The sequence below is a fragment of the Pseudomonas sp. BF-R-30 genome (assembly GCF_019956175.1).
In the GTDB taxonomy this organism is placed as follows: Bacteria; Pseudomonadota; Gammaproteobacteria; order Pseudomonadales; family Pseudomonadaceae; genus Aquipseudomonas; species Aquipseudomonas jessenii.
The window spans coordinates 232,729-258,464 of the sequence record NZ_JAHBDE010000066.1 but is presented as its reverse complement, the minus strand read 5'-3'; the positions used below and the strand labels follow the sequence as shown (position 1 = coordinate 258,464).

The window sequence follows — 25,736 nt, the reverse complement described above, 5'->3', positions numbered from 1 at the left end:
ACATAGATACTGACTGACACCCCGCTTTCGCGAGCAAGCCCGCTCCCACAGTTTGAGATCACAAGCTTTTAGATCCCCTGCGGAGTCTCTTCGCCACCCAGCGCTTCAACCAACGCCGGCAGGAAATCGCCGAAGGTCAGCATCATCAGGGTGAAGCTGGCGTCCAGTTGGCCCAGGGCTTCGTCGCCGCCGTCCTGTTCCGCCTGGTCTTGCAGCAGGTCTTCGAACTTCAGGCGCTTGACCACCATTTTGTCGTCGAGGACGAAGGACAGTTTGTCCTGCCAGGCCAGGGACAGTTGAGTGACCACTTTGCCGGTGCTCAGGTGCAGCTGGATTTCTTCGCTGGTCAGGTCCTGGCGCTTGCAACGCACGATGCCGCCGTCTTCGTGGGTGTCGCGCAGTTCGCACTCGTCCAGCACAAAGAAGTCGTCCGCGGCTTTCTGGGTGGTGACCCACTCGGTCATGGTCGCGGTCGGGGACATCTTCACGGTCAGCGGACGCACCGGCAGGGTGCCGATCACTTCACGCAGGGTCGACAGCAAGTCTTCGGCGCGTTTCGGGCTGGCCGAGTTGACCAGGATCAGGCCCTGTTTCGGCGCGATGGCGGCGAAGGTCGACGAGCGGCGGATAAAGGCGCGGGGCAGGAAGGCCTGGATGATTTCATCCTTGATCTGATCGCGCTCCTTCTTATAGACCTTGCGCATTTGCTCGGCTTCGATCTCTTCGACCTTTTCCTTGACGGCGTCACGCACGACGCTGCCCGGCAAAATACGTTCTTCCTTGCGTGCGGACACCAGCAGGAAGTCAGCGCTGACGTGTACCAGTGGTGCATCTTCGCCTTTGCCGAATGGCGCGACGAAACCGTAGGTGGTCAACTCCTGGCTTGCACATGGGCGCGCCAGTTTGGTGGCCAGTGCAGTTTCCAACGCCTCGGCATCAACAGGCAGATCTTGGGTCAGGCGATAGATAAGCAGGTTTTTGAACCACATGGGGTGAGTCTCTCCTTTATACAAAGGGGGGCATTATTGTCTTCGCCGTGCCATAGGCCAACCTTTCTCTAAGCCTTTGGAAGGGCTGAGAAAATTATTTTAAAAAGTGCTTGCCAGAGGTTGGGTCGCTCCGTAGAATGCGCGCCACACCGAAGCGAAGGGTGATTAGCTCAGCTGGGAGAGCGTCTGCCTTACAAGCAGAATGTCGGCGGTTCGATCCCGTCATCACCCACCATTCGTTTTCAGTGTTACGCGCAGCGGTAGTTCAGTCGGTTAGAATACCGGCCTGTCACGCCGGGGGTCGCGGGTTCGAGTCCCGTCCGCTGCGCCATATTCGGTAACCTGGAACACTGAACGCCAGGTCACCACGGAAAAACCCGCTAACGCGGGTTTTTTTCTGTTCCAAGTTTGTATGTTGTTCCTGCAGGTTGCATCGTTTCACCGGTTTTTAGATTTTTTTGAAAAAACTTCAAATAAATCAACACTTTATAAAAACCTGTGGCATAATGTGCCCCGCAACGAAGGTAAAGGGTGATTAGCTCAGCTGGGAGAGCGTCTGCCTTACAAGCAGAATGTCGGCGGTTCGATCCCGTCATCACCCACCACTTTCAACGCTACGCGCAGCGGTAGTTCAGTCGGTTAGAATACCGGCCTGTCACGCCGGGGGTCGCGGGTTCGAGTCCCGTCCGCTGCGCCATATTCGGTAACCTGGAACACTGAACTCCAGGTCACCACAGAAAGCCCGCCTTGTGCGGGCTTTTTGCTGTCCGGGATTTGGCTTTCCTCGCTCCCCGTAGGAGCGAGCTGGCTCGCGATGGTCGTTAACGATAACGCGTAGATTCAGATAGCCTGCGGCGCCCATGGGTTTTTCGCGAGCAAGCTCGCTCCTACAGTTCGGCGTTACGGCTGTGCCGGTAGTCGCTGACGGCTTCATACACGGCCTTGCGCAGGCGATTGATCCCGCCAATCGGTCGGTGCGCCTCGACGCCGAACCAGGGATTGAACGACTGGTTGTCACATTGCAGGTTCAGCGCCGGTGTATCGAAGTCCTGCGCCGGAACCTTGATCCGCGCCACCGTCTCGAAAGGCGCATCGCTCTCGCGCCACTCAATGCTGGTGTCTTCAATCGGCATGTACCTGTTGGCGTCCTGTCGCTGGATTTGCAAGGCGAAACACGCAGGCACCCGGTCGGTCGACAGCTGTTGGCTCAGCGCATTGCGCAGAAAGTTCGGCAGCTTGCGATTCTGTTCCGGCAGGTTGTAGGCCGGGCAGCTATCGGGATCGGGCATGACCCGGAACTTCGCATTGGCTTCACCGAATTTGTAGGGTGAAACCGAAAAGTACGTCGTCTGGGTCGGGCTCGACGGGGCAGGGGCCAGTGTCGCCAGGGCAATGAACAGGTGGCGAACCTGCCAGGTGCGTGGGTCCCGGCCGGGGAAGAAGGCCATCATCTTTTTACCGTTGGCCTGGGCGGCGACGTTCTGACGGTACTCGGCGACATTACTGACAAAGAAGTTCGGGTGGTTGAACATCACAAAGTCCTGTTCGCCTCGGCCCTGCCGGTCGCTCAACAGTTGCTTGCCCGGCACATCGAACAGTTTGATCGCCATGCCCCGGGCGTCGCGGATGCTGTCGAACTGCGGGTAGGCATTGCCGTTGGACAGGCGCATTGTCGCTTGCCAGGTTTTGCCCGGCTCGCTGAACACACCCTGGCGCAGTTCACCTGGCAGTTCCGGCAGCACCTGAACCTCGGCCTTCACACAGCCATGGGCCTTGGCATGGGCGTCGCGCAGGTAGCGGGTGCTTTCACGGTGCTGATCGACGATGCGCACGGCGGTCTGGATGATGTCCTGGGTCATCGCCGCTTCGTCGTCCGCAATCAACTCCTGCGCCGAGACCGGCCCGCGATGCTGCCAGGCAAACCAGGCGCTGGCCAGGGCCCAGCCCAGCACGCCGAGGACCAGTGACCACAGCAACAGCCTGGCGAGGAAGGCGCCCAGGCGCAGCCAGAGCGTTATCAGCATGGGAACGTTCTCCTGACTGAGGCAGTGGTCATGGCAATTGCGCCTCCAGCGGGCCGCCCAGCACTTTCAGATACTCCAGCAATGCCCAGCGTTCTTGCGGCTGCAACCCGCGGCCGATCACGCCATTGCCAAGTTTGCCGGCACGGAATTCATGGCCACTGTTGTGGTTGCCGGTGATACGCGTGTCGAACAGGAAGCCATTGGCAAAGGCTTCGGTGCGGTAACCCAGGTGTCCCGGGTCGTATTCGAAAGTGCCTTTATAGAACGTGGTCGCACGCTCATCCTGAGGCGACAGCAGTTGATAAATACTCGGTACCGAACCGTTGTGCAGAAACGGCGGTGTCGCCCATACACCCGCCAATGGCCTGGCCTTGTACGAACGCAATTCGCGCACTCCGATTGGCAGACCGAAACCGTCCATTTCAGGGCGCTCGACAGGGGTGACATTGGCGTCTTGATACGCACGGTCCTGGACATAGGCGGTGACATAGGCCAGTCCCTTGGCCACGGACATCTTGCTCAGGTCCAGAGGCTCGTCGGGTTTTGGCTCGACATCGAGTTTTTCCAGTTCGGCCTGCTTCCATTGCAGCGCTGTCAGGTCGAAGCGGTGGTCGGCGATGTTGTTGGCCGCGCCGGGGTCAGTGCCGATGTAATCCACTGGGAGCATTTTCAGGTGCTGGACGTATCGTCCGTCGCCCTGGCTGGTGCGCGGTACATGGCAACCCGCGCAGTTTTCTGCGAACAAGGTTCGCCCCTGGGCTGCCAGAGGCTTGTCGACCGTGCCCAACAGATCTTCCGGCCAGGCCGGAGGCGAGAGTCGTTGCAGGGTTTCTTCGATCAGGTGCAGATCGCGCACGCGGACACTGGACGGATAGCGGGCATCGCCCATCAGTGGCTGGCCGTTCTTGTCGAAGAAGTTCAGCGTGGCGCCGACGCCCAACGCCTCGCCGATGTTGCGGGCCATGGGTTGTTTCGCCGAGCCGTTCCACTGCACCCATTCGAACGTCCACATGTCCCACAGCTGTGGATAATCGACCGGGGCATTGGCCACGCGGTAGTTGTCGGGGGAAATCGCATCACCGAAGCTGGCGTTGGCGATGCGCCCGAAGGCGTCTGTGCGCCCCGGGCCTTCCTCGGTCGGATAGAGCCCGCGATGGGTGTCGTTCCAGGCCACTTTGAGGAATGTATCCAGTGAAGATTTGAAATCTTTGCGCAACTGTTGGTGGCGCGTCTCGTAGTCCTGGCCAAGCACGTTGCGTGCGAAGCGCTCGAATTTCCACGGGTTGTAGTAAGTGGAGGCGAGGCTGGCCACCAGGGCCTGTCCGAAACTGCCGCCTTTGAGCGTAGGAACACTGGACGGCAGCACATGCTGCGCCGAGCCGCCGTCGATACGCAGGGCTTGACCCTTGTAGCGCAGTTCACCGGTGTGGCAGGCCGCGCAGGTGATATCCAGAAACACATCCGGGCTCCCCGCGTTCTGGTGCCGGGTAAAGCCCGCCGGGAGGTTGCCGGGGTTGTTCGGTGTTGGTGCCTGGCCGGGGTCCACCAGGAAACCGAAGCGGGCGAGGTATTCGGGGGTGGCGAAGCGTTGTTGCGAGAAGGGCAGTTCGAGGGCAGTGAACCAGTCATAGCGCAAGCCTTTGACCTGAGTGCCCTGGGGCGTGAAGTAATAAGTATCTCGATCGGCGGCGCTCCATTGCTCCAGGTAATGCACCTGTTGTGCGGGCGACCAGGCCGGTAATTTCGGGTTGGCGACGTAATAGAGAACCACGGCGATGACCAGCCCGAGCAGTAGTGCGATGAGAATCAGCAAACGAAAGAAGAGGCGCAAAATAAACTTCCTTGTCGAATGATCATGCCGTTATGCCCGAGCACTCAGGGTGGGGCAAGAGGCCATTACGCCAGATATTGTAGGTTCAGGAATCAGCCTGCGTCGGAGCAAGATGAAAGAAGCTTCATCGACACGAATTGTGAAATGCGTTTAAACACCTGAACTTATCAATTGTTTCCGGCTCTCATGCCGGTAGCCATTGGTCGTGGCGGCCTGATAAGCTCGCGGCTTTACTCGATTGCCCTTTAGGCGCATGAACAAGGAAATAGCATGAAACAGCATCGGTTGGCGGCGGCGGTAGCCCTGGTTGGCCTGGTACTCGCGGGTTGTGATTCGCAGACCAGCGTAGAGCTGAAAACTCCGGCGCAAAAAGCTTCCTACGGCATTGGCCTGAACATGGGCAAGAGCCTGGCTCAGGAAGGCATGGATGACCTGGATTCCAAGGCTGTAGCCCAGGGCATCGAAGACGCCGTCGGCAAGAAAGAGCAGAAGCTCAAAGACGAAGAACTGGTCGAGGCGTTCGCCGCACTGCAAAAGCGTGCCGAAGAGCGCATGGCCAAGATGAGCGAAGAGTCGGCGGCTGCCGGCAAGAAATTCCTCGAAGACAACGCCAAGAAAGCTGGCGTGACCACCACCGCTTCGGGCTTGCAGTACGAAGTCGTGCAGAAAGCCGATGGTCCTCAGCCAAAGCCGACTGACGTAGTGACCGTTCACTACACCGGCAAGCTGACCAATGGCACCGTATTCGACAGCTCCGTCGAGCGCGGCAGCCCGATTGATCTGCCGGTCAGCGGTGTGATCCCGGGTTGGGTCGAAGGCCTGCAACTGATGCACGTTGGCGAGAAGTACAAGCTGTACATCCCTGCTGACCTGGCTTACGGCGCTCAAAGCCCAAGCCCGGCGATTCCAGCCAACTCGGTCCTGGTATTCGACCTGGAACTGCTGGCCATCAAGGATCCGGGAAAAGAAGACGCCGCTGCCAAGTAACCAGCGCCTGCTTCGATAACAACGCCTCGCTCATGCGGGGCGTTGTTGCATCTGGCGTTCGGCACGGGTAAACAAAACGAACAGACGCTCTAGGCTGGAGTCTTAGGCATAGTAGTGTTGGCGGTAGACGCACAAGGCCGCCAAGTCAATGAAATTATGGGTTTTTTTTGATGAGTAAAAAACGCCCGATCTGAACGCGGGCCTTGTAAAACGGGGCTTACAGCGATGAAAAGCAGCTCTGTTCACAAGGTTATCCACAATTTGTGTGGATAACATTTCAACGGGAGGAATGATGAAAACGCCCTGGAGTTTCGCTCGTTTCCTGCCACTGGCCGGACGTCTGCTGGCACGCGGTCGATTGCCAACCCTGTTGTTCGCGGTCGCCAGTAAAGGCGCAAGCCAGGGTAATCGATTGGGCAAGATCAAGGACGACTTGAAGCTGTTGCAGGCACTCTGCCTGGCCTATTGGCGTGGTGAGTATCGCGCCATCAGCCCCAAGGCGCTGGTATCGGTTGTCGCGGGCCTGATGTATTTCCTCAGTCCGGTGGATGCGATCCTGGATTTCATTCCAGTGTTTGGCATGCTCGATGACATCGCGGTACTGGCATGGCTGATGAAAGTGCTCGACGACGAGCTCAATGCCTTCCGCGCCTGGCGCAAACGGCAGGTGCCGGAGAAGCTCGCGGTGGTTGAGCGTCTGCCTGATACCCCCGAGCAACTTCAACTTCAAGGCCCGAAAAAACACTGATTCGATTTTGATGAGTTCATAGATTGATGCCCCCCGCGACCTTGGCCGCTGTTAGGATTACACTTCTAGGGAAAAGTGCCGACTCGCTAAGTGTTGTTGTCCTACGGGGTAGTGATGGATATTCAGATAATTACACGCGAAGGCGAGCCCGAGTATGCGGTTCTGCCATGGGCTCAGTATCAGGCGTTATTGAAAGCAGCGGGCATCAAAGAGCAAGCGTCGCCTCAAGCCACGAAGCCTCAGGCGGCGACACCAGACGCGATACTTCCGGGTCTGGATCAACTACGCAGTTTGCGCGAGGGGAAGGGCATCGCCATCGAGGCGTTGGCCCGCACGGTAGGCATCAGCCCGTCTTACCTGGCCATGATCGAAAGTGGCGAGCGTCTGCCCGACGCCGCGATTCGCCGTAGCCTGGCCTGGGAATTGACGGTGCCAGGGTGGAGGGATGAATCGTGAGCGTACGCATCAGTCGTCAACATTGGGACGGATTGCTCGGCGAACTGGATCAGGCGCGTCGCCAGCGCCATCTGTTGACGTATCGGGCATTGCTGGAGCGTTTGCAGCTGCCGACCCCGGCCATGCAGACCCTGACGGCGGCCCTTGAGCATCTGGCGGCCTTGGACGCCAGGGCGGAGCAGCCATTGCGCAGTTCACTGGTGATCAGTCAGGGCGCCAGCCGCTTGCCGCGCACTGGATTCTTTGAATGTGTCGAGCGTCTCGGGCGTTTTTCCGGGCCGTCTGACGGCGTTGCCGCCGCGTCCTGGCATGCTTCGGAAGTGGTGCGGGTGTTCGAGTACGAATACCCGGAATCGGCCGAGGCCTGAGTGTTTTTACAACTCAAGGCGCGGGCCGGTTACTGGCTCGCGCGCCGATTGTTTCACTGGTCATGGTTTGTCCGTCAGCCACGTGGCTGGCGCTGGCTCGAAGGCCAGTTCGCACGCATGGCCAACCTGGGCAATGTCGGCGCCCAGAGCTTCTATGGGCACATCCTGGCGTTTCGAGGTGTCGGCCTCGGTGCTCGTGAGGAGGGCGTGCGTTTGTTGCGCCTGGCGGCGTTGGCGGGCGATGGCAAGGCGGCGTATCAGGTGGGCGTGATCACACTGGCCGGGACGGCGAGCAAGTCTCCCGATCCGGTCGAAGCGGCGCGATTCTGGGAGATGGCGGCGAAGGCCGGGCATCCATTGGCGCCGATCAAGCTCGAAGAGCTGAAGTCTTCCTCGGCGCCTCGTTGATCCGAGTGAAACCGGAAAGCGCCCTTATCGATGCCCGGAAACGAGCAGCTCTTCAACAGTCGAAACCACCCGGCTATCAATCACATGCACGCTATAGCCCTGCACATTCTTCGCATGGTGCTTGGCCTGTGATGCCATATCGGCCAACTGGCTCGCATCGAGTTGTCCACAGGCCTGTGGATGCAAATGCACCACGCCGATCGACAGCGACAACAACGCAAACTCCTGGCGCTGCCCCTGGCGATTGGGTGCGATGAAGCAGCCGGCTTCCAGGTGCTCGCTGCGGTAGAAGCGCCGGCACTGGCTCTGGAAGTCGTCGAGCAACTGGTTCAAACGTTTGCGCCAGTCTTCCGGGCCTAGCACCAGCAGGAAATCATCGCCGCCGATGTGGCCGACGAAGTCGCGGGACGGGTCGACGCGATCGTTCAGGCATTGCGCCAGGCACAGCAGGACTTCGTCGCCGCGACCATAGCCGTAGATGTCGTTGAAAGGTTTGAAGCTATCAATGTCCACGTAGCAGATCACCGATTCCCTTCGCTGTTGCAGCAGTCGCGTCAGGCATTGCTGAATCGGCACGTTGCCCGGAAGCAAGGTCAACGGGTTGGCGTAGCGGGCCTGCTGGATCTTCAGTTCCGTGATCAGCTTGAGCACGTCGATCACCCGGCCCAACCCCAGGTAACCGCCGTTGAGGGTAATGATGAAGTCTTCTTCGATGCGCTGGCGGGCACGGCTGGTGATCAGGCGGCTGACTTGTTGCAGCGACTGGCTCAGCTCGACGGCGAGGAAGTCATCGTTCATCAGGCGGCTGATGGGCTTGCGGGCGAACAGGTCGGTGGCAAAGGGCTTGAGCAGGGCGTCGGAGAGCGAATGACGATGGACAATGCCGCAGGGTTGACCCTGTTCATCCAGGACTGCCAGCGAGTTCAGGTTGGCCTGGCGGCGAAAGGCTTCGAGCACCGTGGCGGTCGGCGTGTCGCGGTTCACTGCGGGCAGCTCGTTGAGCAGGGCGCTGAGGTCGCTGCCGTCTTCGCTCAGTGCAACGGCGGTGCTGTCCTGTCGGGGCATCAATGTCCGGGCATCCCGTGGCGGGTGTTCCTGGGGGCGGCAGAGCAGATAGCCCTGCACCAGGTCCACGCCCATTTCGGTCAGCACCGTGAGTTCTTCGGGGAGCTCGATACCTTCGGCGATGACTTGCGCCCGCGAGGCCTTGGCGATTTGCAGGATCGAGCCGACGAACTCGCGCTTGAGCGCATCCTGATGAATGCCATCAATGAAATGCCGGTCGATTTTCACGTAATCCGGCCGTAGCTCGGACCACAAGCGCAAACTCGAATAGCCCGCGCCCAGATCATCCAGCGCAATCGAAAACCCCATCGCCCGATAGTGATGCAGGGCGGTTTGCAGCAGCTGGAAATCATCCGTCGGCGTCTGTTCCGTGAGCTCGATGACCACCTGGCTTGGCGCAATGCCGAAATCCTGCAGCAATTGCAGGGTGCGCCCCGGTTGATGGGCCGCTTCGAGCAGGGACTCCGGGGACACGTTAAGGAACAGCAGGCCAGGCAGTTGTTGCTCATTGAAGCGTCGGCAAGCGCTTTTGCGGCAGGCAATTTCCAGTTCGCTCAGGCGTCCGGCCTGACGGGCGACGGCGAACAGGGCGACAGGGGAGTGCAGAGGGCTGTTGGAGGGGCCACGACTGAGGGCTTCGTAACCGAGGATGCGTCGTTCAGAGAGGCTGATGATCGGTTGGAACAGGCTGTGTAAACCGCTTTGACTCAGGATCGAGCTCAAGGCACTCAGCTGTTCGGTTGTGGTCATGGCGATCTCTGGCAATAAAAAAAGGACCGGGCGTGCCCTTGGTAAAAAGAGCACGCCCGGTCCTTTATTTCACGACAGAATGATGACTGTTTGATGACGCTACCGGGGCGTCAGCATTAAATTGCCATCAGTTGTTTGTACAAACTCAGTGCTTGGCCACTGCCGTGTTGAGTTTCAGGTAGTCCAGCAGAATCCGCCCTGTTTCGCTGAGGTAGGCGTCGTCTTCCGGTTTGGTCTTGTCATCCTCGGCCGCGATGGCGTCCTCGTCTTCTTTCTTCAGCTCCTTGAGCGGCTCTTCGCCCTTGGCCTTGCGACGGATGTTTTCCATGGCCAGCTGTTTGGCTTCGATGTCGGCGTGCTGGGCACGACGCTCGACTTCGTTGAGGCTGACGGTTTTCTCGGCCATCAGTTTCTGCGCCAGGGCCAGCTTGTCGCGGATGAACACGAACTCCGCATCTTTGGCCGTACGCACGTCATGCTCGGACTGGAGTTGCGAAATGTACGGCTTGAACGGGTCGAGCGCAGGCTTGATCGCCGCCTTGATGGTGTCCCACGGCATGGCTTCCGGCAGGGCGCTTTCACCGATTTCCTTGGTATCGATGATCGACGGGTAATCGATGTCCGGCAAGACGCCCTGATGCTGGGTGCTCTGCCCGGAAACCCGGTAGAACTTGGCCAGGGTCAGTTTCAGTTCGCCATGGTTGAGCGGCTGAATGGTCTGCACGGTGCCTTTGCCGAAGGTCTGGCCGCCGATGATCAGCGCGCGGTGGTAGTCCTGCATGGCACCGGCAAAAATCTCCGAAGCCGAGGCGGACAGGCGGTTGACGAGCAACGCCATCGGGCCTTTGTAGAACGCGCCCGGATTTTCATCCTCCAGGACATCGACCCGGCCATCGGCGTTACGCACGAGCACGGTCGGGCCTTTGTCGATGAACAGGCTGGTCAGCTCGGTGGCCTCTTGCAAGGAACCGCCGCCGTTGTTGCGCAGGTCGATGACCACGCCGTCGACTTTCTCTTTCTGCAATTCGGTCAGCAGTTTCTTGACGTCGCGGGTGGTGCTCTTGTAATCCGGATCGCCGGCACGGAAGGCCTTGAAGTCCAGATAGAACGCCGGGATCTCGATGACGCCGAGCTTGTAGTCCTTGCCGTCCTGCTTCAGATTCAAGACCGACTTCTTCACGGCCTGATCTTCGAGTTTCACCGCTTCACGGGTGATCGGCACGATCTTGGTGGTCTGGTCGTTCGGTGCATTGCTGGCCGGGATAACTTCCAGGCGCACCACGGTGCCCTTCGGACCACGGATCAGCTTGACCACTTCGTCCAGGCGCCAGCCCACGACGTCGACCATTTCCTTGTTGCCCTGGGCAACGCCGATGATCTTGTCGGCCGGTGCAACCTGCTTGGTCTTGTCCGCCGGACCTGCCGGCACCAGGCGCACGACTTTCACCTGGTCGTTATCGCTTTGCAACACGGCACCGATGCCCTCGAGGGACAGGCTCATGTTGATGTCGAAGTTCTCCGCGTTATCCGGCGACAGATAGTTGGTGTGCGGGTCGTAGGACATGGCGAAGGTGTTGATGTACGCCTGGAAGATGTCTTCCGCGCGGGTCTGGTCCAGGCGCGCCAGCTGGTTCTTGTAGCGCTTGGTCAGGGTTTCCTGGATCTGCTTGGAATCCTTGCCGGCGATCTTCTGACGCAGGACTTCGTCCTTGACGCGTTTGCGCCACAGGTCGTCGAGTTCTGCGGTGGATTTGAGCCAAGGGGCGTCCTTGCGGTCGATCAGCAAGGTTTCCCTGGTGGTGAAGTCGATCTTGTCGACGCCTTTGTTCAGCTCGGCAATAGCGAAGTCCAGACGCGCCTTGACGCGGTCCAGGTAGCGCTTGTAGATGGTGAACCCGGCGTTCAGGTCGCCGCTCTTGAGGAAATCGTCGAACTGCGTCTTCCACTTGTCGAATTCGGCAATGTCGCTGGCCATGAAGTAGCTGCGCGACGGATCCAGCAGCTTGAGGTAGCTGTCGTAGATGATTACCGAGCGTGCGTCATCGAGCGGCGGCTTGCTGTAGTGGTGGCGCTTGAGCAACTCCACGACGTTCAGACTGGCGATCACTTCGTCACGATCGGGTTGAAGCTTGTCCCAGCTATTGGCTGCGAATGTATTGCTCGACATCGGCAGCAAGCCGATACCGATGAATAAAGCGAGGGCAGTGCTGGGGAACAGATGCTTCATGCTGATTCGACGCGGGGACAATTGATAACGCATATTAGGCCGTCTTTGAAGTCGCCGGTTCTTTGGGAGCCGGTCGCATAATGCAAAAAACCCGACGCTATAGCTTCGGGCTCAGTCCAGACTCACTATGGAGGCACTGTGAAAGCATTGCAAGGCGTTGACGGTCAAGTGGTATGGGTTGATGAGCCGAGTCCTGCATGCGATGTAGGACAAGTTCGTATACGAGTGGCGGCAGCGGGCCTCAATCGTGCCGATTTGTTGCAGAAGGCCGGCCTTTACCCGCCCCCGCCAGGGGCCAGTCAAGTGCTCGGTCTAGAGTGCTCGGGGGTCATCAGCGAGGTGGGCGCCGGGTCCTCCTGGCAGGTTGGCGATCGGGTTTGCGCCTTGCTGGCCGGGGGCGGGATGGCCGAAGAGGTGGTTGTCGACGGGCGGCATGTGCTGCCGGTTCCCGATGGAATGTCACTGTTCGAAGCGGCTGCATTGCCCGAAGTTTATGCAACAGTCTGGCTGAATTTGTTTCAACTGGCTGCGCTCAAACCGGGTCAGAAAGTTCTTCTGCATGCCGGGGCAAGTGGAATCGGTTCAGCTGCCATTCAGCTGTGCAAGGCGTTCGGCAATCCGTGTTGGGTCAGTGTCGGCTCCGCAGAGCGATTGGCGTATTGCGAAGCGCTGGGCGCCCAGGGCGGCGTGGTGCGTAATGGCGATCTGGAGAGCCTGCGGGATCTGGGGCCGTTCGATGTGATTCTAGATCCGGTGGGCGGCAATTACGCGGCCTTGAACCTCAAGCTGCTGACGCAGGATGGCCGCTGGGTGTTGATCGGTCTGATGGGCGGCCGCGAGGCCAAGCTGGATCTGGCCCAAGTGCTGGCAAAGCGTGTGCAGTTGCTGGGTTCGACTTTGCGCAGTCGCGACGATCAGTTCAAGGCCGATCTGTTCAGTGATTTGGGCCAGCATGTGTGGCCGTTGTTTGCCGAGGGGCGCTTGAGCCCGCAACTGGCCGGGACATTCCCGATCAAGGATGCCGAGGCGGCGTTTGCCGAGTTGGCGAGTAATACCGTGGCGGGGAAAGTGGTGCTGGTGATTGACGAAAGCCTGGGCTGATAACACAAAAAAAACTGTGGGAGCGAGCTTGCTCGCGATGGCGGTCTGTCTGTCGGCATTAACGTTGACTGACACACTGCTATCGCGAGCAAGCTCGCTCCCACAGGGGATCCGGGTTATTTCCAGATATGGATCGGCCAGCCGGCTTTTTCGGCCTGCTCGAGCAACACCGGATCCGGGTTGACCACGTGGGGGAAATCCACCTTCAGCAACAGCGGCAGGTCATTGCGGGAGTCGGAATAGAAGCTCGCGCCTTCGAGGTTTTCCTCCTCTGCATCCAGCCACTCCAGCAAGCGTGTGATCTTGCCTTCGCGGTAGGTCAGGGTGCCAACGGTGTGGCCGGTGTAGACGCCATGGGCCACTTCCAGTTCGATGCCCAGAATCTCGTCGATGCCCAGGCGCTCGGCGATGGGACCGACCAGGTGGGTGCCCGAGGCCGAGATCACCAGGATCCGGTCGCCGGCCTTGCGGTGCGCGGCGATGGCTTTGGTGGCATCGCTGAAAATGATCGGCTCGATGAAGTCCTCTACCCACGGACCAACCAGGTGCGCGACTTCTTCAGGCGTACGACCAATCAACGGTTCCAGGCTGAAGGCCATGTAGTCCTCCATGGCCAGATGGCCCCTGCCGTAGGCATCCATCAATTCCTTGTCGCGACGCAGGAACGACTCGCCATCGACCCAGCCGAGGCGGACCATTTGCTCGCTCCACAGTGAGGCGCAGTCGCCGTGGATCAGGGTTTCGTCCAGATCAAAAATTGCCAGGGCCATCAGTGCAGTTCTCTCTTCAGCGTCAGCAAAGGCATCAGGCTACCTCACACAGGGCCGTCGGATCGATGGAAAGCGCCAGGCGCTGACCATCGGGATGCAGGTCGGCCGCCGAGCGGTTCAGCACATCCACCACCAATTCTACGCCCCGGGCTTCGACCCGGTAGCGAATCACGTTGCCCAGCAGGCTGTGGCTGCGCACTTGCGCGTCCAGTTCACCGTCAAGGCTCAGTTCGATGGCTTCCGGGCGAATGGCAATGCGCTTGTTGATCGGTCGCTGCAACAGCTTCGAGGCGCTGTCGGCGTCCAGCAGGTTGTAGTTGCCGATGAACCCGGCGGCGAACACATCGACTGGCGCAGTGTAGAGGGTTTCGGCGTCACCACTTTGTACGATCTTTCCCTGATTCATCAGGAAAATCCGGTCAGACATGGTCAGGGCTTCTTCCTGATCGTGTGTGACGAAAATCGTGGTCAAGCCCAGTTCGCGCTGGATCTGACGGATCTGTTCGCGCAGGTGTTTGCGAATCCGCGCGTCCAGGGCCGACAACGGTTCATCCAGCAACAACAGGCGTGGCCGGGTCACCAGGGAGCGGGCGAGGGCCACGCGCTGGCACTGACCGCCCGACAGTTGGTGCGGGTAACGCGCGGCAAAGTCATTGAGCTCCACCAGTTTGAGCACTTCTGCGACTCGTTTGCGGCTGTCATCGGCATTGACCTTTTGCATGCGCAGGCCGAAGGCGACGTTTTGCTCCACGGTCATGTTGGGGAACAGCGCATAGCTTTGGAACACCATGCCGATCCCGCGTTTCTGCGGGCTCACCGGCACGATATCGGCACCATCGAGCAGGATTTTGCCGCCATCCACCGAAGTCAGGCCGGCGATGCAGCGCAGCAGGGTGGATTTGCCGCAACCGGACGGACCGAGCAGGGTGACGAATTCACCTTTCTGGATTTCGCAATTGATGTCGCTGAACACCGTGGTGCCGGCGAAGCTTTTCTGAAGATGTTGGACGCTGACATAGCTCATTCGCTTTTGTCCCTGTTCAAGATATTGGCAATCCAGGTCAGAACCAGCACAAAGAAGAAGTAGGAAATCACCAGCGCACTGGTGAAATGACCGCTGCTGTTGCGCATGTTGTTGAGGTAGACCTGCAGGGTTTCGTAGCGGGTACCGACAAGGATGTTGGCGAACACGAACTCACCGAACAGGAACGAGAACGACAGCAGCAACGCCACCATCAGGCCCTTGCGCAAGTTCGGCAGCACCACCAGGAAGGCGGCTTGAAAGGTGCTGGCGCCGAGCAACTGGGCGGCATCCATCAGGTCGCGCAGGTTGATCGCTTGCAGGTTGTTGGTGATCGCCCGGTACATGAACGGCAGCGCCACGGTGAAGTAGCAACCGATCAGGATCCACGGCGTGCCGACCATGGCGAATGGTCCGGAACCATAAAGCTGCAACAGCCCCACCGACGACACCACCGGCGGCACGGCGAAGGGCAGCAGGATCAGGATGTTCATCAGCGCGTCGAGTTTCGGGAAGTGGTAATGCACCACGAACAGCAACGGCAGAATCAGCACTACCGAAAGAATCAGCGAACCGACGCAGACCAGCAGCGACTGCCCGAACGCATTCAGGAAGCGCGGATCGCTCCACAGCTGGATGTACCACTTGAGGGTGAAGCCACTGGGCAGAATGGTCGCCGACCAACTGCTGGAGATCGAATAGATCAGCGTGCCGAGCAGCGGCAACAGCAGGATGGCAAACAGCAGATACACCACGACGCGGTGGTAGACACCGGCGGGCCCCAGTTCAGCGCGAGACATGGTAGCTCCTCTTCAACAGCAACTGATGCACGATGGTCACCAGGGTCATCAAGGCCACAAGCACCACGGCCAGGGCGCTGGCCAGGTTCGGGTCCAGGGAAATGTCACCGGACACCATCGCCGCGATGCGGATCGGCAGCACGTTGAAGTTACCGGTGGTCAGGGCGTACACCGTGGCGTAGGCACCGAGGGCGTTTGCCAGCAGGATCACGAAGGTGCCCAGCAGTGCCGGCGTCAAAACAGGCAAGCCGATGTGCCGCCAGTACTGCCAACCGTCGGCGCCGAGCAGCGCAGCGGACTCACGCCAGTCTTCGCGCAGTGCATCGAAGGCCGGATACAGCAGCAGCACGCCGAGGGGAATCTGGAAGTAGGTGTAGAGAATGATCAGCCCGGTTTTCGAGTACAGGTTGAAGTCCTGAATTATTCCGGCCTGCTTGAGCATGATGGTGAAGCTGCCGTTGAAGCCGAGCAGAATGATGAACGCGAAGGCCAGGGGCACTCCGGCGAAGTTACTGGTCATGTTGGCGAAGGCGTTGACGAAATTGCGCAGTTTCGAGTCCACCCGGCGCAGGGAATAGGCGCCGAGTACCGCGATGACGATCCCGAACACGCTGGACCAGAAGCTGATCTCGAGACTGTACTGGATGGCCTGCAGGTAAAACTTCGAGCTGAAGATCTTGCTGAAGTTGGCCAGGCCCCAGCCGAACTCTTCCGATTGCAGGCTGTTGATCATCACCCAGGTCAGCGGTGCGATTTCGAACACGATGAAAAACAGTGCAAATGGCACCAGGCACAAGGCCGCGAGCCATTTGCCGCGAGTCATGGAATTCACTTCAGAAGCTCCCGGCACACCGGCTTGTCGTGAGGCACGCCCAGCAGTTCGCAGACGGTGCCGCAAATGTCAGTCTGTTCGGGCGCAGCGCCCGAATCGAAACTGAAAGCGTCGCCGAGGACGAACAGCGGTACTTCGCGTTCTTCGGCAAGCAGCCCGTTGTGGGAGCGGTCGTTGTTCATGCCGTGGTCGGCGGTGACCAGCACTTGGTAACCGGCATCGAGCCAGCCTTGCAGGTAGTCGGCCAGGATGATGTCGGCCGAGCGGGCACTGTTGCGGTACTGCGGGGTGTCGAGGCCGTGCTTGTGCCCGGCGTCGTCGATGTTCATTGGGTGGATCAGCAGAAAATTCGGTGCATGGCGCAGGCGCAGGTTTTCGGCGTCGGCGAACAGGTGCGAATCCGGGTAGTGATCGTTCCAGTAAAAATGCCCATGCTGGATCGGCAGTTGCGGGTCATCGGTGTGACGATCCCGGGCTGCGACGAAGGGCGAACGGTTGTACAGCTCGCTGACCCAGTGATAGGCCGCCGCCGCGGTGACAAGACCTGCGTCAGTGGCGTAGTGATAGATGCTGCGCTGGTTGGACAGGCGCGAGACGTTGTTGTGGACGATGCCGCTGTCGATCGGCGCGACGCCGGTCAGGATGCATTCGTACAGGGGGCGGGACAGGGCCGGCAACTCGCACTGCAGTTTGTAGAGTGCCGCGCGTCCTGCGCTGACGTAGGCCTGCAGGTGCCCCATGGCGTGGCGGGCAACCTCGTAGTTGAGGCCGTCGAGCACGACAAGGATGACGTTGTGCTTCATAGGGGCAAAAACTCCGCAAAACAGATGATTCAAGTACGCAACCAATCCCTTGTGGGAGCGAGCTTGCTCGCGATGAGGGACTTCCATTCAACATCAATGCTGAATGTCAGGTCGCTATCGCGAGCAAGCTCGCTCCCACAGGGATCTACCGCATCATTTCATTTCAACGATGACTTCTTCATTCCACTTCTGAGGCAGGGCCTTGGAAGTCTTCTCCCAGGCGTCCGCGTCCTTGATCGGCGTGACCTTCTTGTACTGCTCGTTAGGCAGCAGCTTGGCCTGCACCTCGGCTGGCAGGGTCAGGTGTTCGGCACGGATCGGACGGGCGTTGCCCTTGGCCAGGTTGATCTGGCCGGCGTCACTGAAGATGTATTCGCGGGTCAGCTTGGCTGCATTCGGGTTTTTCGCGTACTTGTTGATGATGGTGGTGTAGCCGGAGATCACCGAGCCGTCGGACGGGATCAGCACCACGTAGTCATCCGGGTTGGCCATCTTGGCCTTGTAGCTCAGGCCGTTGAAGTCCCAGACCACGCCGACTTCGATTTCGCCTTTTTCCATGGTGGCAATCGTCGGGTTGGACATCGACAGGCGACCTTGCTTGGCGATGTCGGCGAACAGATCCAGGGCAGGCTTGAGGTTTTTCTCGTCGCCACCGTTGGCCAGTGCCGCGGCCAATACGCCGTTGGCTGCCTGGGCCGCGGTGCTCACGTCGCCGATGGAGACCTTGTATTTGCCGTCCTTGAGGTCAGCCCACTTGGTTGGCGCCTCGGAGCCATGCAGCAACTTCTTGTTGACGATGAAAGCGATGGTGCCGGTGTAGGCCAGTGCCCAGTTGCCGTCTTTGTCCTTGGCCCAGGCCGGAATCTGATCCCAGGTCGAAGGCTTGTAAGGCTGGACCACGCCTTGCTTGACCGCGATCGGTCCGAACGCCGCACCGACGTCGCCGATGTCGGCGCTGGCGTTGTCTTTTTCCGCGGCGAACTTGGCGATCTCCTGGGCCGAGCTCATGTCGGTGTCTATGTGCTTGAGGCCGTACTTGTCGCTCAGGTCTTTCCAGGTGCCGGCCCAGTTGGCCCAGTCATTGGGCATGCCAACGCTGTTGACGGCGCCTTCCGCTTTCGCAGCGGCTTCCAGGGTTTTCAGATCATCGGCCGCCATGGCGGCGGTGCACATTGCGATGGTCGAGCCTAACAGTGATGCCAGGAAAAGCTTTTTCATTCCGAAGCTCCTTGGGTCGTGTTCAACGCTGCGATTACGGTTTGTTGGTCTAGGTCAGCAATACCTGAGCCAATTTAAGGAGGCTGGATGACACTTTGATGTCGTTCGTCGCCCGGAATGACTTTTTGTTCATCGGTATCGCGACTGGCCTGCTAAGCGTAGACCATGGTCAAGGCCCCGGAAGACAAGGGACTTGGCCGATGAATTGCAAGTTGTTGAAGGCAGGGAATGGCGACCGTTGGGCGGCTTTGTCACATCTGGTTCATCTGCGCTGCCTACGCTTGCAGACTATTGAATGAGCCGGTTTACACTGCGGTTCTGCCCTGAAATGGTGCTGGTCTAGTCCAGAAAGGAAACGTTGATGCGTGAAGAGGCAACAAAAGCGGTAACAGCCATCGGCCAGGTGCTTCAGGAGCAGATCGACCATGGACTGTTGACCCCCGGCAGCAAATTGCCGGCCGAACGCAAGCTCAGCGAATTGTTTGGCACCACACGGATCACTTTGCGTGAAGCGTTGTTGCAGTTGGAGTCCCAGGGGCAGATTTATCGCGAGGAGCGTCGCGGCTGGTTCGTCTCGCCGCCACGCCTGGCCTACAACCTCATGCAGCGTAGCCACTTTCACGCGATGGTCAGCGCCCAGGGGCGGGTGCCGTCGACCGAGGTGATTTCAGCGCGATTGCAGCCGGCGTCGGCGGCGGTGTGTGCCTGGCTGCAATTGCCGGCGCTGTCGAGCGTGATTCAGATCTGTCGTTCACGGCGGATTGACGGGCGACTGGTGTTGTATGTGGAGCACTATCTGAACCCACAGTATTTCCCGGGGATTCTTGAGTTCGATCTGAATCAGTCGATCACCGAGTTGTATGCGCGGCATTACGACTTGCACTACGGGCGGGTGCGCTTCGAGATTGTACCTACGGCGTTGTCGGTGGATGCGGCAGCGGCGTTGAAGGTGTCGGTGGGTAGCCCGGGCTTGCAGATTGCCCGGGTCAACTATGACCAGCATGAACGCTTGATCGACTGCGACCTGGAGTTTTGGCGGCATGATGCGATTCATGTCGGGGTGGATGTGGTCTAACGTCCGACCTTCCTGTAGGAGCGAGCTTGCTCGCGATGGTCGTTAACGATTACGCGTGTTTACTGGCTAAACGCGGCGTTCTTGAGTTTCATCGTCGGAACGCCGCCCGGAGCAAGCTCGCTCCTACACGGACTGTTCTGGTGCACCACCTGCGGTAATCACCTGAATACTCATCCGCGGTGTCGCCAGATCCAGTCCGGCTTCATCCATGTGCCGCTTGAGTGACAGGTTGAACGCCCGCGAAACCTCCCACTGCTTGATCGGCGCCGTCTTGAACCGGGCGCGAAGGATCGCGTTGCCCGACTCGAAACTTTCCACCCCCTGGAACTCCAGCGGCGACCAGATATTGCGCCGCTGCAGCGGGTCGGTGCGCATTTTCTGGCCGACTTCGCGCATCAGTTTGATTGCGTTGTCGATGTCCATGTTGGCCGGCACCGCTACCCGGAAGATCGCGTAGCCGAATTCCCGGGAGTAGTTCTTGATGCTTTTGATTTCGCTGAACGGAATGGTGTGGACGATGCCGTCGATGTCCCGCAGGCGCACGGTACGGATGGTCAGGCCTTCGACCGTGCCGAGGTGGCCTCCGACATCCACGTAGTCGTCAATGGCCAGGGAGTCTTCGATGATGATGAACAACCCGGTAATCAGGTCGGCTACCAGCGACTGCGCACCAAAACCGATGGCCAGACCGATCACACCGGCACCGGCCAGCAGGGGCGTGACGTTCATGCCCATGTTCGCCAGGGCAACGATCAGCGCGATGATGAAAATCGCTATGAACAACACATTGCGGATCAGCGGCATCATCGTCTGTGCGCGGGCATTGGCCAGGCCTTTGCGCGAGCGGGTGAGTGCGTGATGCACGGCGGTATCGCTGAGAATCCAGATCAGCCAGGCAAACAGCAGCGTGCCGGCGAGGCTGAACAGTTTGACGCTGACTTCATGGCCGTCTCCTTCGGTAAAGCGGATTAACGACATGCCCCAGACCCGCAGGCCGAGTTCGATAAAGGCCAGCCACACCAACAGGTGGACGATGGTGTAGAAGAAGTTTTTCAGCCGTTCCGAATACACCGCGTAGCGCCGGATGCCGCGCTGCGGTTTGAGGGCGTGACGGCGTACCAGGCCGTTGATGACCATGCACAACACCAGCAAAACGGTACAGATCAGCGACTGGCGCAAGGCGGTGCTGGTGTCGCCGGCGGAAATGAACGTCGCGAACAGGGAAATGGCCACCAGCACCAGCGCCGGCACGTACCAGAAGGTGCCGAGAATCGACAGGGTGTCGTTGAGGGCGCGGCGGGTCAGGCGCCGGGACAGCGGCTGGTTGCGGATCAGGTGGGCGATCGGCCGGCGGAAACGCAGGATGAAGCGCCCCGTGGAGAGCGCGGCCAAGACGTTGGCGGCAGTCGCGGCGGTATGGGCCAGATGGCTGCCGAGGCTGTTGACCAGTTGCGGATCGCTCAGCGCTTCGCCAAACGCGGCGAAGCTGCCGATCAGCCATAGCGGCCGAAACGCCTGGTGCCGCAGGATGTACAAGGCGCGGTGGCGGTGTGGGCCGTCGAGCAGGGAAAAGGCAATCACGCAGATGGCCGAGAAGCAGGTGCCGACCACCAGTGCATAGGCCAGCACCATCGCCAGGCTTTTGCCCAGGGACGAGGGCAGGGCGTAGCTCATGTAGACCGTGATCACCAGGGCGATCAGCCATGGCCCGAGTTTGCGCAGCGCAAAACGCAACATGTCCAGGGCCCTGGGATGCTGCGGCAGTTCTTCGGTCAGGCCGAAACGCATCCGCACGCGGTGGCTGATCCAGATCAGGGCGGCGGCCAGCAGGCTCCAGACCATCAGGATCATGGCAAAGGCGAACAGCATGGGCAGCCATTCATTGGCCGGCAGCGCCAGCGCCACCAGTTCTTCCCTGGCCTGATCGAATTCACTGGACCAGAGCGTGAGCGGACTGTCGACGCCGGAAAATTTCTTCTCGAAATTGGCCAGGGTTCCGCCAATCAGACCCAGTACGCCTTCTTCGGTAATCGGCTGGGCCTGTTTGGTGGTGTCGCGGAGCTTTTTCAGGTCGGCCAGCAGCTTGGAGCGTTGCTGGTCGTTCTCCAGTGACTTGATCACTTCGTCCAGAGATTGCCCCAGCGGTTCCTGTGCTTCGGGCTGCGCCTTGGCCTGGTTGTTGAGCAGGCCCGGCAGGCCGGCCGCCTGGGCAGGCGCCACTGACAGCAGCGTCATCAGGCAGACAAGGACAATACACGGGAGGGAAAAAAGACGAGCGAACACTAGGCGGTCAACCTCGCAGGGAGCGGATCGACCGAGTGTACGAGCCCGTCAAAATCAATGCGAGCCAAGGGCGAGGAATTATTCGTTGAGTTTGGCGAGGATCTTGAGAACAACAGTCGCGAGAATGGTCAGCATGCCGATCCACATGGCAAACACACCGGCATTCTTATCGCGAAAGTTGAAGCCGACGGCCAGCAGGAGCATCCCGGCAAGAATCGGAATCAGCATGGCGTGAAAGGTAGACATCGAAATCATGGAGACGGCCTTGTCGAAGGGATACTGGAAGTCTAGGCGGCTTTTTTGCACCGTGTTGTCTGTAGGAGCGAGCTTGCTCGCGATGAACTTCAGGGCGCCGCGTTTATCCAGAAAACACGCGTAATCGTTCACGTCCATCGCGAGCAGGCTCGCTCCTACAGGGTATTGCGGGGTTTACGGCAACTCGCGGCAGGCGTAGAACGCGCTCAGCACCTTGACCAGATGCGCCAGGTCATGGCTGCCGCACAGTTCGCGGATCGAGTGCATGGCGAACGTCGGCAAGCCGATATCCACGGTGCGCACGCCCAGGTGGCTGGCGGTGATCGGGCCGATGGTCGAACCACAGCCCATGTCGCTGCGCACTACGAAGCTTTGCACCGGCACTTCTTCAGCCATGCACAGGTGACGGAAGAACCCGGCGGTTTCGCTGTTGGTGGCGTAGCGCTGGTTGCTGTTGACCTTGATCACCGGGCCGGCGTTGAGTTTCGGACCGTGGTTGGCATCGTGCTTGTCGGCGTAGTTCGGATGCACGCCGTGGGCGTTGTCAGCCGAAACCAGCAGGGATTTCTGAATGGTGCGTACGAATTCATCACCTTCAGGCAGCAAGCGACGCAAGGTCTGCTCAAGCATCGGGCCGTCGGCACCGCAGGCCGAGCAGGAACCGACTTCTTCGTGGTCGTTGCAGACCAGCACGCAGGTTTCGTCGGTGTCGGCCGTCAACAGCGCTTGCAGGCCGGCGTAGCACGACAGCAGGTTGTCCAGGCGCGCGCCGGCGATGAAGTCGCCATGCAGGCCAATGACCGCAGCGCTTTGGGTGTCGTAGAAACTCAACTCGTAATCGAGCACCACGTCGGCATTCAGGCCGTGTTCGCGGGCGAGCTGGTCGGTGAGCACCGCGCGGAAGTCCACGCGCTCGTCACCGGCAAATTGCGCGAGGATCGGCGGCAGTTCGGTCTGGGCGTTGATTGCCCAACCCATGTTGGCTTCGCGGTTGAGGTGAATCGCCAGGTTCGGAATGATCGCGACCGGTGCCTTGAAGTCGATCAACTGGCTCTCGACCTTGCCATCACGACGGAAGGTTACGCGGCCCGCCAGGGACAGGTCGCGGTCGAACCACGGCGCCAGCAGCGCGCCGCCATAGACTTCAACGCCCAGTTGCCAGAAGCCCTGGCGTTGCAGTTCCGGTTGCGGCTTGACGCGCAGGCACGGGCTGTCGGTGTGGGCGCCGACCAGGCGAATGCCGCCGTGCAGCGGTGAATGGCGGCCCATCTTGATCGCGACAATCGAAGAGTCGTTGCGGGTGACGTAGTAGCGACCGTTGGCTTCGGTATTCCACGGCTCGCGCTCGTCGAGGCGTTGGTAGCCCGCCGCTTCCAGACGCTGAACAAGGCTGGCGGTGGCATGGAACGGGGTAGGGGAGGCCTTGAGGAAATCGATCAGGCCTTGGTTCAACTCTTCGCGCATAAAGTAGCTCCAGACAGCAGTGGCGCCAGTTTAACGTATTGGCCTGGTAAATGGCGTCGCACTGATTGTGGGGCTGACCATCGAAATTGAATCTGGAGGAGATCCCTTGTGGGAGCGGACTTGCTCGCGAAGGCGTCGAGTCAGTCAATACATCGTTGAATGACACACCGTATTCGCGAGCAAGCCCGCTCCCACAGTTTCAGAACGGTGCCGGGCACTCGAAGCGCAGGCGTTCGCCACTTTGCGGATGGGTGAAGCTGAGCATGCTCGCGTGCAGACACAGGCGCGGCCAAGCCGCCAGCGCCTGCTCATGGGCATAGAGCCCGTCACCCAGCAGCGGATGACCAATCGAGAGCATGTGCACGCGCAACTGGTGGGAGCGGCCGGTGATCGGTGTCAGCTCAACGCGGCACCAGTCGCCGCAACGCTCCAGCACTCGCCAGAAGGTCAGCGCGTGTTTGCCGAACTCATGGTCGACCACGTGGCGCGGCTTGGTCGGCGGGTCGTAGCGCAAGGGCAGGTCGATGCTGCCGCTGTCCAGTTCCGGCTGACCCCAGCACAGGGCGGTGTAGGCCTTTTCGGTTTCGCGGTCGTGAAATTGCCGGGACAGTTCGCGATGGGTGTCCGGGTCGCGGGCCAGCAGGATGATGCCGGAAGTCTCCCAGTCCAGGCGATGGACAATTCGCGCTTCCGGGTAGCCGTTTTCCTGCAGGCGGGTAATCAGGCAGTCCTTGTTGTCGTCGGCCCGGCCAGGGACAGAGAGCAACAGGGTCGGTTTGTTCACCACCAGTACGGCGGCATCCTGATGGATGATGTGGATGTTGGACAGCGGCATTAAAACAGCCTCGTAACAAACGCCAACGGCGGCCCAGGCTTTCGCTGTCCTTGTAGGAGCGAGCCTGCTCGCGATGGTGTGTCAGCTACATCGAAGTCGACTGACACTACATCGCGAGCAGGCTCGCTCCTACACAAAGGGCCGTGAAAGCCTGAGCCGCCGTGGCTCCAGCCGGATCGACTCAGCGATCTGGCAGGGTGATATTGAGTTCCAGAATCGAGCAGCTGCCCTGGCTTTCCAGTGCGACGTGCACGTCATCGGACCCGATATTGACGTACTTGCGGATCACCTCGACCAGTTCCTTCTGCAAGGCTGGCAGGTAGTCCGGGGTACTGCGTTGGCCGCGTTCGTGCGCCACGATGATCTGTAGACGCTCTTTCGCTACCGACGCGGTGCTTTGCTTTTTGTTGGCACGAAAGAAGTCAAAAAGGTTCATTGCTTAGTTGCCTCCAAACAGGCGCTCGAAGAATCCCTTCTTCTGTACATCAAGGAATCGATGATCCACGGTCTTGCCCAGCAGGCGGTCCACGGTATCGCTGTAGGCCTGGCCGGCATCGCTCTGGTCGTCGAGAATCACCGGAACACCCTGGTTGGATGCCTTGAGCACCGCCTGGGATTCAGGGATCACGCCGAGCAGGGTCACCGAAAGGATGTCCTTGACGTCTTCTACGCCGAGCATTTCGCCTTTGCTCACACGTTCCGGGTGATAACGGGTAATCAGCAGGTGTTCCTTGATCGGGTCTTCGCCGCGTTCGGCGCGACGGGACTTGCTGGCCAGCAGGCCGAGCATGCGGTCGGAGTCACGTACCGAGGAGACTTCCGGGTTGGTCACGACAATCGCTTCATCGGCGAAGTACATGGCCAGGTGGGCGCCTTTCTCGATGCCTGCCGGGGAGTCGCAGACCACGAACTCAAAGTCTTCCTTGAGCTGCATCAGGACTTTTTCCACGCCTTCGACGGTCAGCGCGTCTTTGTCGCGGGTCTGGCTGGCGGCCAGCACGTAGAGGTTTTCCAGGCGCTTGTCTTTGATCAGAGCCTGTTGCAGGTTGGCTTCGCCGTTGACCACGTTGACGAAGTCATACACCACGCGGCGCTCGCAACCCATGATCAGGTCGAGGTTGCGCAAGCCCACGTCGAAGTCGACGATCACTGTTTTGTGGCCGCGCAGAGCGAGGCCGGTACCGATAGCGGCGCTGGTGGTGGTCTTACCCACACCACCCTTGCCGGATGTAACCACGAGAATCTTGGCCAAGGTGTTTCACCCCTAAGGAAGAAGGACTTTTCAGTCCCTGAAAAACATCTCCTGAAAAACTACTGCAGTCGGACAGCCTTGGCTGGAATCCGGTTTTGAGCGGCGTTTACCCCCGGTAAACACTGCTTTCGGCCTTTTTCCTACTTCGTTTGAGCCGTTTTCGCTACGTTTTAG

The 25,736-nt window shown here is 59.6% G+C and carries 24 protein-coding genes and 4 tRNA genes; 11 read left to right on the top strand and 17 right to left on the bottom strand.

Going from position 1 to position 25,736, the window contains the following annotated elements:
* Positions 1-68: 68 nt before the first annotated feature.
* Positions 69-989 (bottom strand): recombination-associated protein RdgC, encoded by a 921-nt coding sequence (rdgC, locus tag KGB20_RS25670; protein WP_223533203.1) that lies wholly within the window; start codon positions 987-989, stop codon positions 69-71.
* A 159-nt stretch (positions 990-1,148) separates the two neighbouring features.
* On the opposite strand from rdgC, the gene KGB20_RS25665 reads away from it, so the two are divergent.
* The 4 genes from KGB20_RS25665 (at position 1,149) to KGB20_RS25650 (ending at position 1,686) form a co-directional block, all read left to right on the top strand.
* Positions 1,149-1,224: transfer RNA gene (locus tag KGB20_RS25665), tRNA-Val, on the top strand.
* A gap of 19 nt (positions 1,225-1,243) precedes the next feature.
* Positions 1,244-1,320 (top strand) — tRNA-Asp (locus KGB20_RS25660).
* Between the two features lie 198 nt (positions 1,321-1,518).
* Positions 1,519-1,594, top strand: a tRNA-Val gene (locus tag KGB20_RS25655).
* 15 nt (positions 1,595-1,609) lie between these two features.
* Positions 1,610-1,686: transfer RNA gene (locus tag KGB20_RS25650), tRNA-Asp, on the top strand.
* Between the two features lie 190 nt (positions 1,687-1,876).
* On the opposite strand, the gene KGB20_RS25645 is transcribed toward KGB20_RS25650, so the two are convergent.
* Positions 1,877-3,013 carry a catalase family protein gene (locus tag KGB20_RS25645; RefSeq protein ID WP_159389541.1) on the bottom strand — a complete coding sequence of 379 codons (1,137 nt, stop codon included), beginning with the start codon at positions 3,011-3,013 and terminating at the stop codon, positions 1,877-1,879.
* Positions 3,014-3,041: 28 nt separating this feature from the next.
* Positions 3,042-4,844 carry a di-heme-cytochrome C peroxidase gene (locus KGB20_RS25640; protein ID WP_223533201.1) on the bottom strand — a complete coding sequence of 601 codons (1,803 nt, stop codon included), beginning with the start codon at positions 4,842-4,844 and terminating at the stop codon, positions 3,042-3,044.
* A gap of 270 nt (positions 4,845-5,114) precedes the next feature.
* Here KGB20_RS25640 and KGB20_RS25635 point away from each other — a divergent pair, with 270 nt between their 5' ends.
* The 5 genes from KGB20_RS25635 (at position 5,115) to KGB20_RS25615 (ending at position 7,811) form a co-directional block, all read left to right on the top strand.
* A complete protein-coding gene (locus tag KGB20_RS25635; RefSeq protein ID WP_057715783.1) occupies positions 5,115-5,831 on the top strand; it encodes an FKBP-type peptidyl-prolyl cis-trans isomerase in 717 nt (238 codons plus the stop codon).
* Positions 5,832-6,123: 292 nt separating this feature from the next.
* Positions 6,124-6,579: a YkvA family protein gene (locus KGB20_RS25630; RefSeq protein ID WP_057715782.1), complete on the top strand. Its 456-nt coding sequence runs from the start codon at positions 6,124-6,126 to the stop codon at positions 6,577-6,579.
* Positions 6,580-6,693: 114 nt separating this feature from the next.
* Positions 6,694-7,035, top strand: coding sequence for a helix-turn-helix transcriptional regulator (locus KGB20_RS25625; RefSeq protein WP_007974980.1), 342 nt, complete (start codon positions 6,694-6,696; stop codon positions 7,033-7,035).
* Positions 7,032-7,403 (top strand): hypothetical protein, encoded by a 372-nt coding sequence (locus tag KGB20_RS25620; RefSeq protein WP_007898892.1) that lies wholly within the window; start codon positions 7,032-7,034, stop codon positions 7,401-7,403. The genes KGB20_RS25625 and KGB20_RS25620 overlap by 4 nt, the downstream gene beginning before the upstream one ends.
* On the top strand, positions 7,404-7,811 hold the full coding sequence (locus KGB20_RS25615; RefSeq protein ID WP_150814125.1) for a sel1 repeat family protein: 408 nt from the start codon (positions 7,404-7,406) through the stop codon (positions 7,809-7,811).
* 24 nt (positions 7,812-7,835) lie between these two features.
* Here KGB20_RS25615 and KGB20_RS25610 read toward each other — a convergent pair whose 3' ends face one another.
* Both KGB20_RS25610 and KGB20_RS25605 read right to left on the bottom strand, forming a co-directional pair.
* Positions 7,836-9,626 (bottom strand): bifunctional diguanylate cyclase/phosphodiesterase, encoded by a 1,791-nt coding sequence (locus KGB20_RS25610; RefSeq protein ID WP_150814124.1) that lies wholly within the window; start codon positions 9,624-9,626, stop codon positions 7,836-7,838.
* Between the two features lie 145 nt (positions 9,627-9,771).
* On the bottom strand, positions 9,772-11,853 hold the full coding sequence (locus tag KGB20_RS25605) for a carboxy terminal-processing peptidase (protein ID WP_191629303.1): 2,082 nt from the start codon (positions 11,851-11,853) through the stop codon (positions 9,772-9,774).
* Between the two features lie 138 nt (positions 11,854-11,991).
* Here KGB20_RS25605 and KGB20_RS25600 point away from each other — a divergent pair, with 138 nt between their 5' ends.
* On the top strand, positions 11,992-12,954 hold the full coding sequence (locus KGB20_RS25600) for a zinc-binding dehydrogenase (protein WP_223533199.1): 963 nt from the start codon (positions 11,992-11,994) through the stop codon (positions 12,952-12,954).
* A 116-nt stretch (positions 12,955-13,070) separates the two neighbouring features.
* Here KGB20_RS25600 and KGB20_RS25595 read toward each other — a convergent pair whose 3' ends face one another.
* The 6 genes from KGB20_RS25595 to KGB20_RS25570 form a co-directional block, all read right to left on the bottom strand.
* Positions 13,071-13,724, bottom strand: coding sequence for an HAD family hydrolase (locus KGB20_RS25595; RefSeq protein WP_223533197.1), 654 nt, complete (start codon positions 13,722-13,724; stop codon positions 13,071-13,073).
* Positions 13,725-13,758: 34 nt separating this feature from the next.
* The gene (locus KGB20_RS25590) at positions 13,759-14,748 is read right to left on the bottom strand and encodes an ABC transporter ATP-binding protein (RefSeq protein ID WP_057715776.1); all 990 of its coding nucleotides are present in this window, start codon (positions 14,746-14,748) and stop codon (positions 13,759-13,761) included.
* Positions 14,745-15,545 (bottom strand): ABC transporter permease, encoded by an 801-nt coding sequence (locus KGB20_RS25585; RefSeq protein WP_090453956.1) that lies wholly within the window; start codon positions 15,543-15,545, stop codon positions 14,745-14,747. Before KGB20_RS25585 ends, KGB20_RS25590 begins: the two co-directional genes overlap by 4 nt.
* Positions 15,532-16,368 (bottom strand): ABC transporter permease, encoded by an 837-nt coding sequence (locus tag KGB20_RS25580; protein ID WP_174245537.1) that lies wholly within the window; start codon positions 16,366-16,368, stop codon positions 15,532-15,534. The genes KGB20_RS25585 and KGB20_RS25580 overlap by 14 nt, the downstream gene beginning before the upstream one ends.
* Positions 16,369-16,373: 5 nt before the next feature.
* Positions 16,374-17,180: an alkaline phosphatase family protein gene (locus KGB20_RS25575; protein WP_150814119.1), complete on the bottom strand. Its 807-nt coding sequence runs from the start codon at positions 17,178-17,180 to the stop codon at positions 16,374-16,376.
* 153 nt (positions 17,181-17,333) lie between these two features.
* Positions 17,334-18,398 (bottom strand): ABC transporter substrate-binding protein, encoded by a 1,065-nt coding sequence (locus KGB20_RS25570; protein ID WP_150814118.1) that lies wholly within the window; start codon positions 18,396-18,398, stop codon positions 17,334-17,336.
* A 361-nt stretch (positions 18,399-18,759) separates the two neighbouring features.
* Here KGB20_RS25570 and KGB20_RS25565 point away from each other — a divergent pair, with 361 nt between their 5' ends.
* Entirely contained in the window at positions 18,760-19,473 is a 714-nt protein-coding gene (locus KGB20_RS25565) for a UTRA domain-containing protein (protein WP_057715771.1), read from the top strand.
* 123 nt (positions 19,474-19,596) lie between these two features.
* Here the strand turns inward: KGB20_RS25565 and KGB20_RS25560 are convergent, their stop codons facing one another.
* The 6 genes from KGB20_RS25560 to minD form a co-directional block, all read right to left on the bottom strand.
* The gene (locus KGB20_RS25560; protein ID WP_263286761.1) at positions 19,597-21,708 is read right to left on the bottom strand and encodes a mechanosensitive ion channel family protein; all 2,112 of its coding nucleotides are present in this window, start codon (positions 21,706-21,708) and stop codon (positions 19,597-19,599) included.
* Positions 21,709-21,834: 126 nt separating this feature from the next.
* Positions 21,835-22,149 carry a hypothetical protein gene (locus KGB20_RS25555; protein ID WP_150814116.1) on the bottom strand — a complete coding sequence of 105 codons (315 nt, stop codon included), beginning with the start codon at positions 22,147-22,149 and terminating at the stop codon, positions 21,835-21,837.
* Positions 22,150-22,185: 36 nt separating this feature from the next.
* The gene (locus tag KGB20_RS25550) at positions 22,186-23,475 is read right to left on the bottom strand and encodes a M18 family aminopeptidase (RefSeq protein ID WP_007974949.1); all 1,290 of its coding nucleotides are present in this window, start codon (positions 23,473-23,475) and stop codon (positions 22,186-22,188) included.
* Positions 23,476-23,674: 199 nt separating this feature from the next.
* Complete coding sequence (locus KGB20_RS25545; RefSeq protein ID WP_046037585.1) at positions 23,675-24,310, bottom strand: RluA family pseudouridine synthase; 636 nt, start codon at positions 24,308-24,310, stop codon at positions 23,675-23,677.
* Between the two features lie 181 nt (positions 24,311-24,491).
* Positions 24,492-24,746 (bottom strand): cell division topological specificity factor MinE, encoded by a 255-nt coding sequence (gene minE, locus KGB20_RS25540; RefSeq protein WP_007974947.1) that lies wholly within the window; start codon positions 24,744-24,746, stop codon positions 24,492-24,494.
* A 3-nt stretch (positions 24,747-24,749) separates the two neighbouring features.
* On the bottom strand, positions 24,750-25,562 hold the full coding sequence (minD, locus tag KGB20_RS25535) for a septum site-determining protein MinD (protein WP_090453967.1): 813 nt from the start codon (positions 25,560-25,562) through the stop codon (positions 24,750-24,752).
* Between the last annotated feature and the right edge of the window lie 174 nt (positions 25,563-25,736).

What these genes read in the sequence shown, in the direction of transcription:
- rdgC (WP_223533203.1), bottom strand. Translation starts at nt 989, where the DNA reads ATGTGGTTCAAAAACCTGCTTATCTATCGCCTGACCCAAGATCTGCCT.
- KGB20_RS25645 (WP_159389541.1), bottom strand. Translation starts at nt 3,013, where the DNA reads ATGCTGATAACGCTCTGGCTGCGCCTGGGCGCCTTCCTCGCCAGGCTG.
- KGB20_RS25635 (WP_057715783.1), top strand. Translation starts at nt 5,115, where the DNA reads ATGAAACAGCATCGGTTGGCGGCGGCGGTAGCCCTGGTTGGCCTGGTA.
- KGB20_RS25630 (WP_057715782.1), top strand. Translation starts at nt 6,124, where the DNA reads ATGAAAACGCCCTGGAGTTTCGCTCGTTTCCTGCCACTGGCCGGACGT.
- KGB20_RS25625 (WP_007974980.1), top strand. Translation starts at nt 6,694, where the DNA reads ATGGATATTCAGATAATTACACGCGAAGGCGAGCCCGAGTATGCGGTT.
- KGB20_RS25610 (WP_150814124.1), bottom strand. Translation starts at nt 9,626, where the DNA reads ATGACCACAACCGAACAGCTGAGTGCCTTGAGCTCGATCCTGAGTCAA.
- KGB20_RS25605 (WP_191629303.1), bottom strand. Translation starts at nt 11,853, where the DNA reads ATGAAGCATCTGTTCCCCAGCACTGCCCTCGCTTTATTCATCGGTATC.
- KGB20_RS25595 (WP_223533197.1), bottom strand. Translation starts at nt 13,724, where the DNA reads ATGGCCCTGGCAATTTTTGATCTGGACGAAACCCTGATCCACGGCGAC.
- KGB20_RS25590 (WP_057715776.1), bottom strand. Translation starts at nt 14,748, where the DNA reads ATGAGCTATGTCAGCGTCCAACATCTTCAGAAAAGCTTCGCCGGCACC.
- KGB20_RS25585 (WP_090453956.1), bottom strand. Translation starts at nt 15,545, where the DNA reads ATGTCTCGCGCTGAACTGGGGCCCGCCGGTGTCTACCACCGCGTCGTG.
- KGB20_RS25580 (WP_174245537.1), bottom strand. Translation starts at nt 16,368, where the DNA reads ATGACTCGCGGCAAATGGCTCGCGGCCTTGTGCCTGGTGCCATTTGCA.
- KGB20_RS25575 (WP_150814119.1), bottom strand. Translation starts at nt 17,180, where the DNA reads ATGAAGCACAACGTCATCCTTGTCGTGCTCGACGGCCTCAACTACGAG.
- KGB20_RS25570 (WP_150814118.1), bottom strand. Translation starts at nt 18,398, where the DNA reads ATGAAAAAGCTTTTCCTGGCATCACTGTTAGGCTCGACCATCGCAATG.
- KGB20_RS25565 (WP_057715771.1), top strand. Translation starts at nt 18,760, where the DNA reads ATGCGTGAAGAGGCAACAAAAGCGGTAACAGCCATCGGCCAGGTGCTT.
- KGB20_RS25560 (WP_263286761.1), bottom strand. Translation starts at nt 21,708, where the DNA reads ATGACGCTGCTGTCAGTGGCGCCTGCCCAGGCGGCCGGCCTGCCGGGC.
- KGB20_RS25555 (WP_150814116.1), bottom strand. Translation starts at nt 22,149, where the DNA reads ATGGACGTGAACGATTACGCGTGTTTTCTGGATAAACGCGGCGCCCTG.
- KGB20_RS25550 (WP_007974949.1), bottom strand. Translation starts at nt 23,475, where the DNA reads ATGCGCGAAGAGTTGAACCAAGGCCTGATCGATTTCCTCAAGGCCTCC.
- KGB20_RS25545 (WP_046037585.1), bottom strand. Translation starts at nt 24,310, where the DNA reads ATGCCGCTGTCCAACATCCACATCATCCATCAGGATGCCGCCGTACTG.
- minE (WP_007974947.1), bottom strand. Translation starts at nt 24,746, where the DNA reads ATGAACCTTTTTGACTTCTTTCGTGCCAACAAAAAGCAAAGCACCGCG.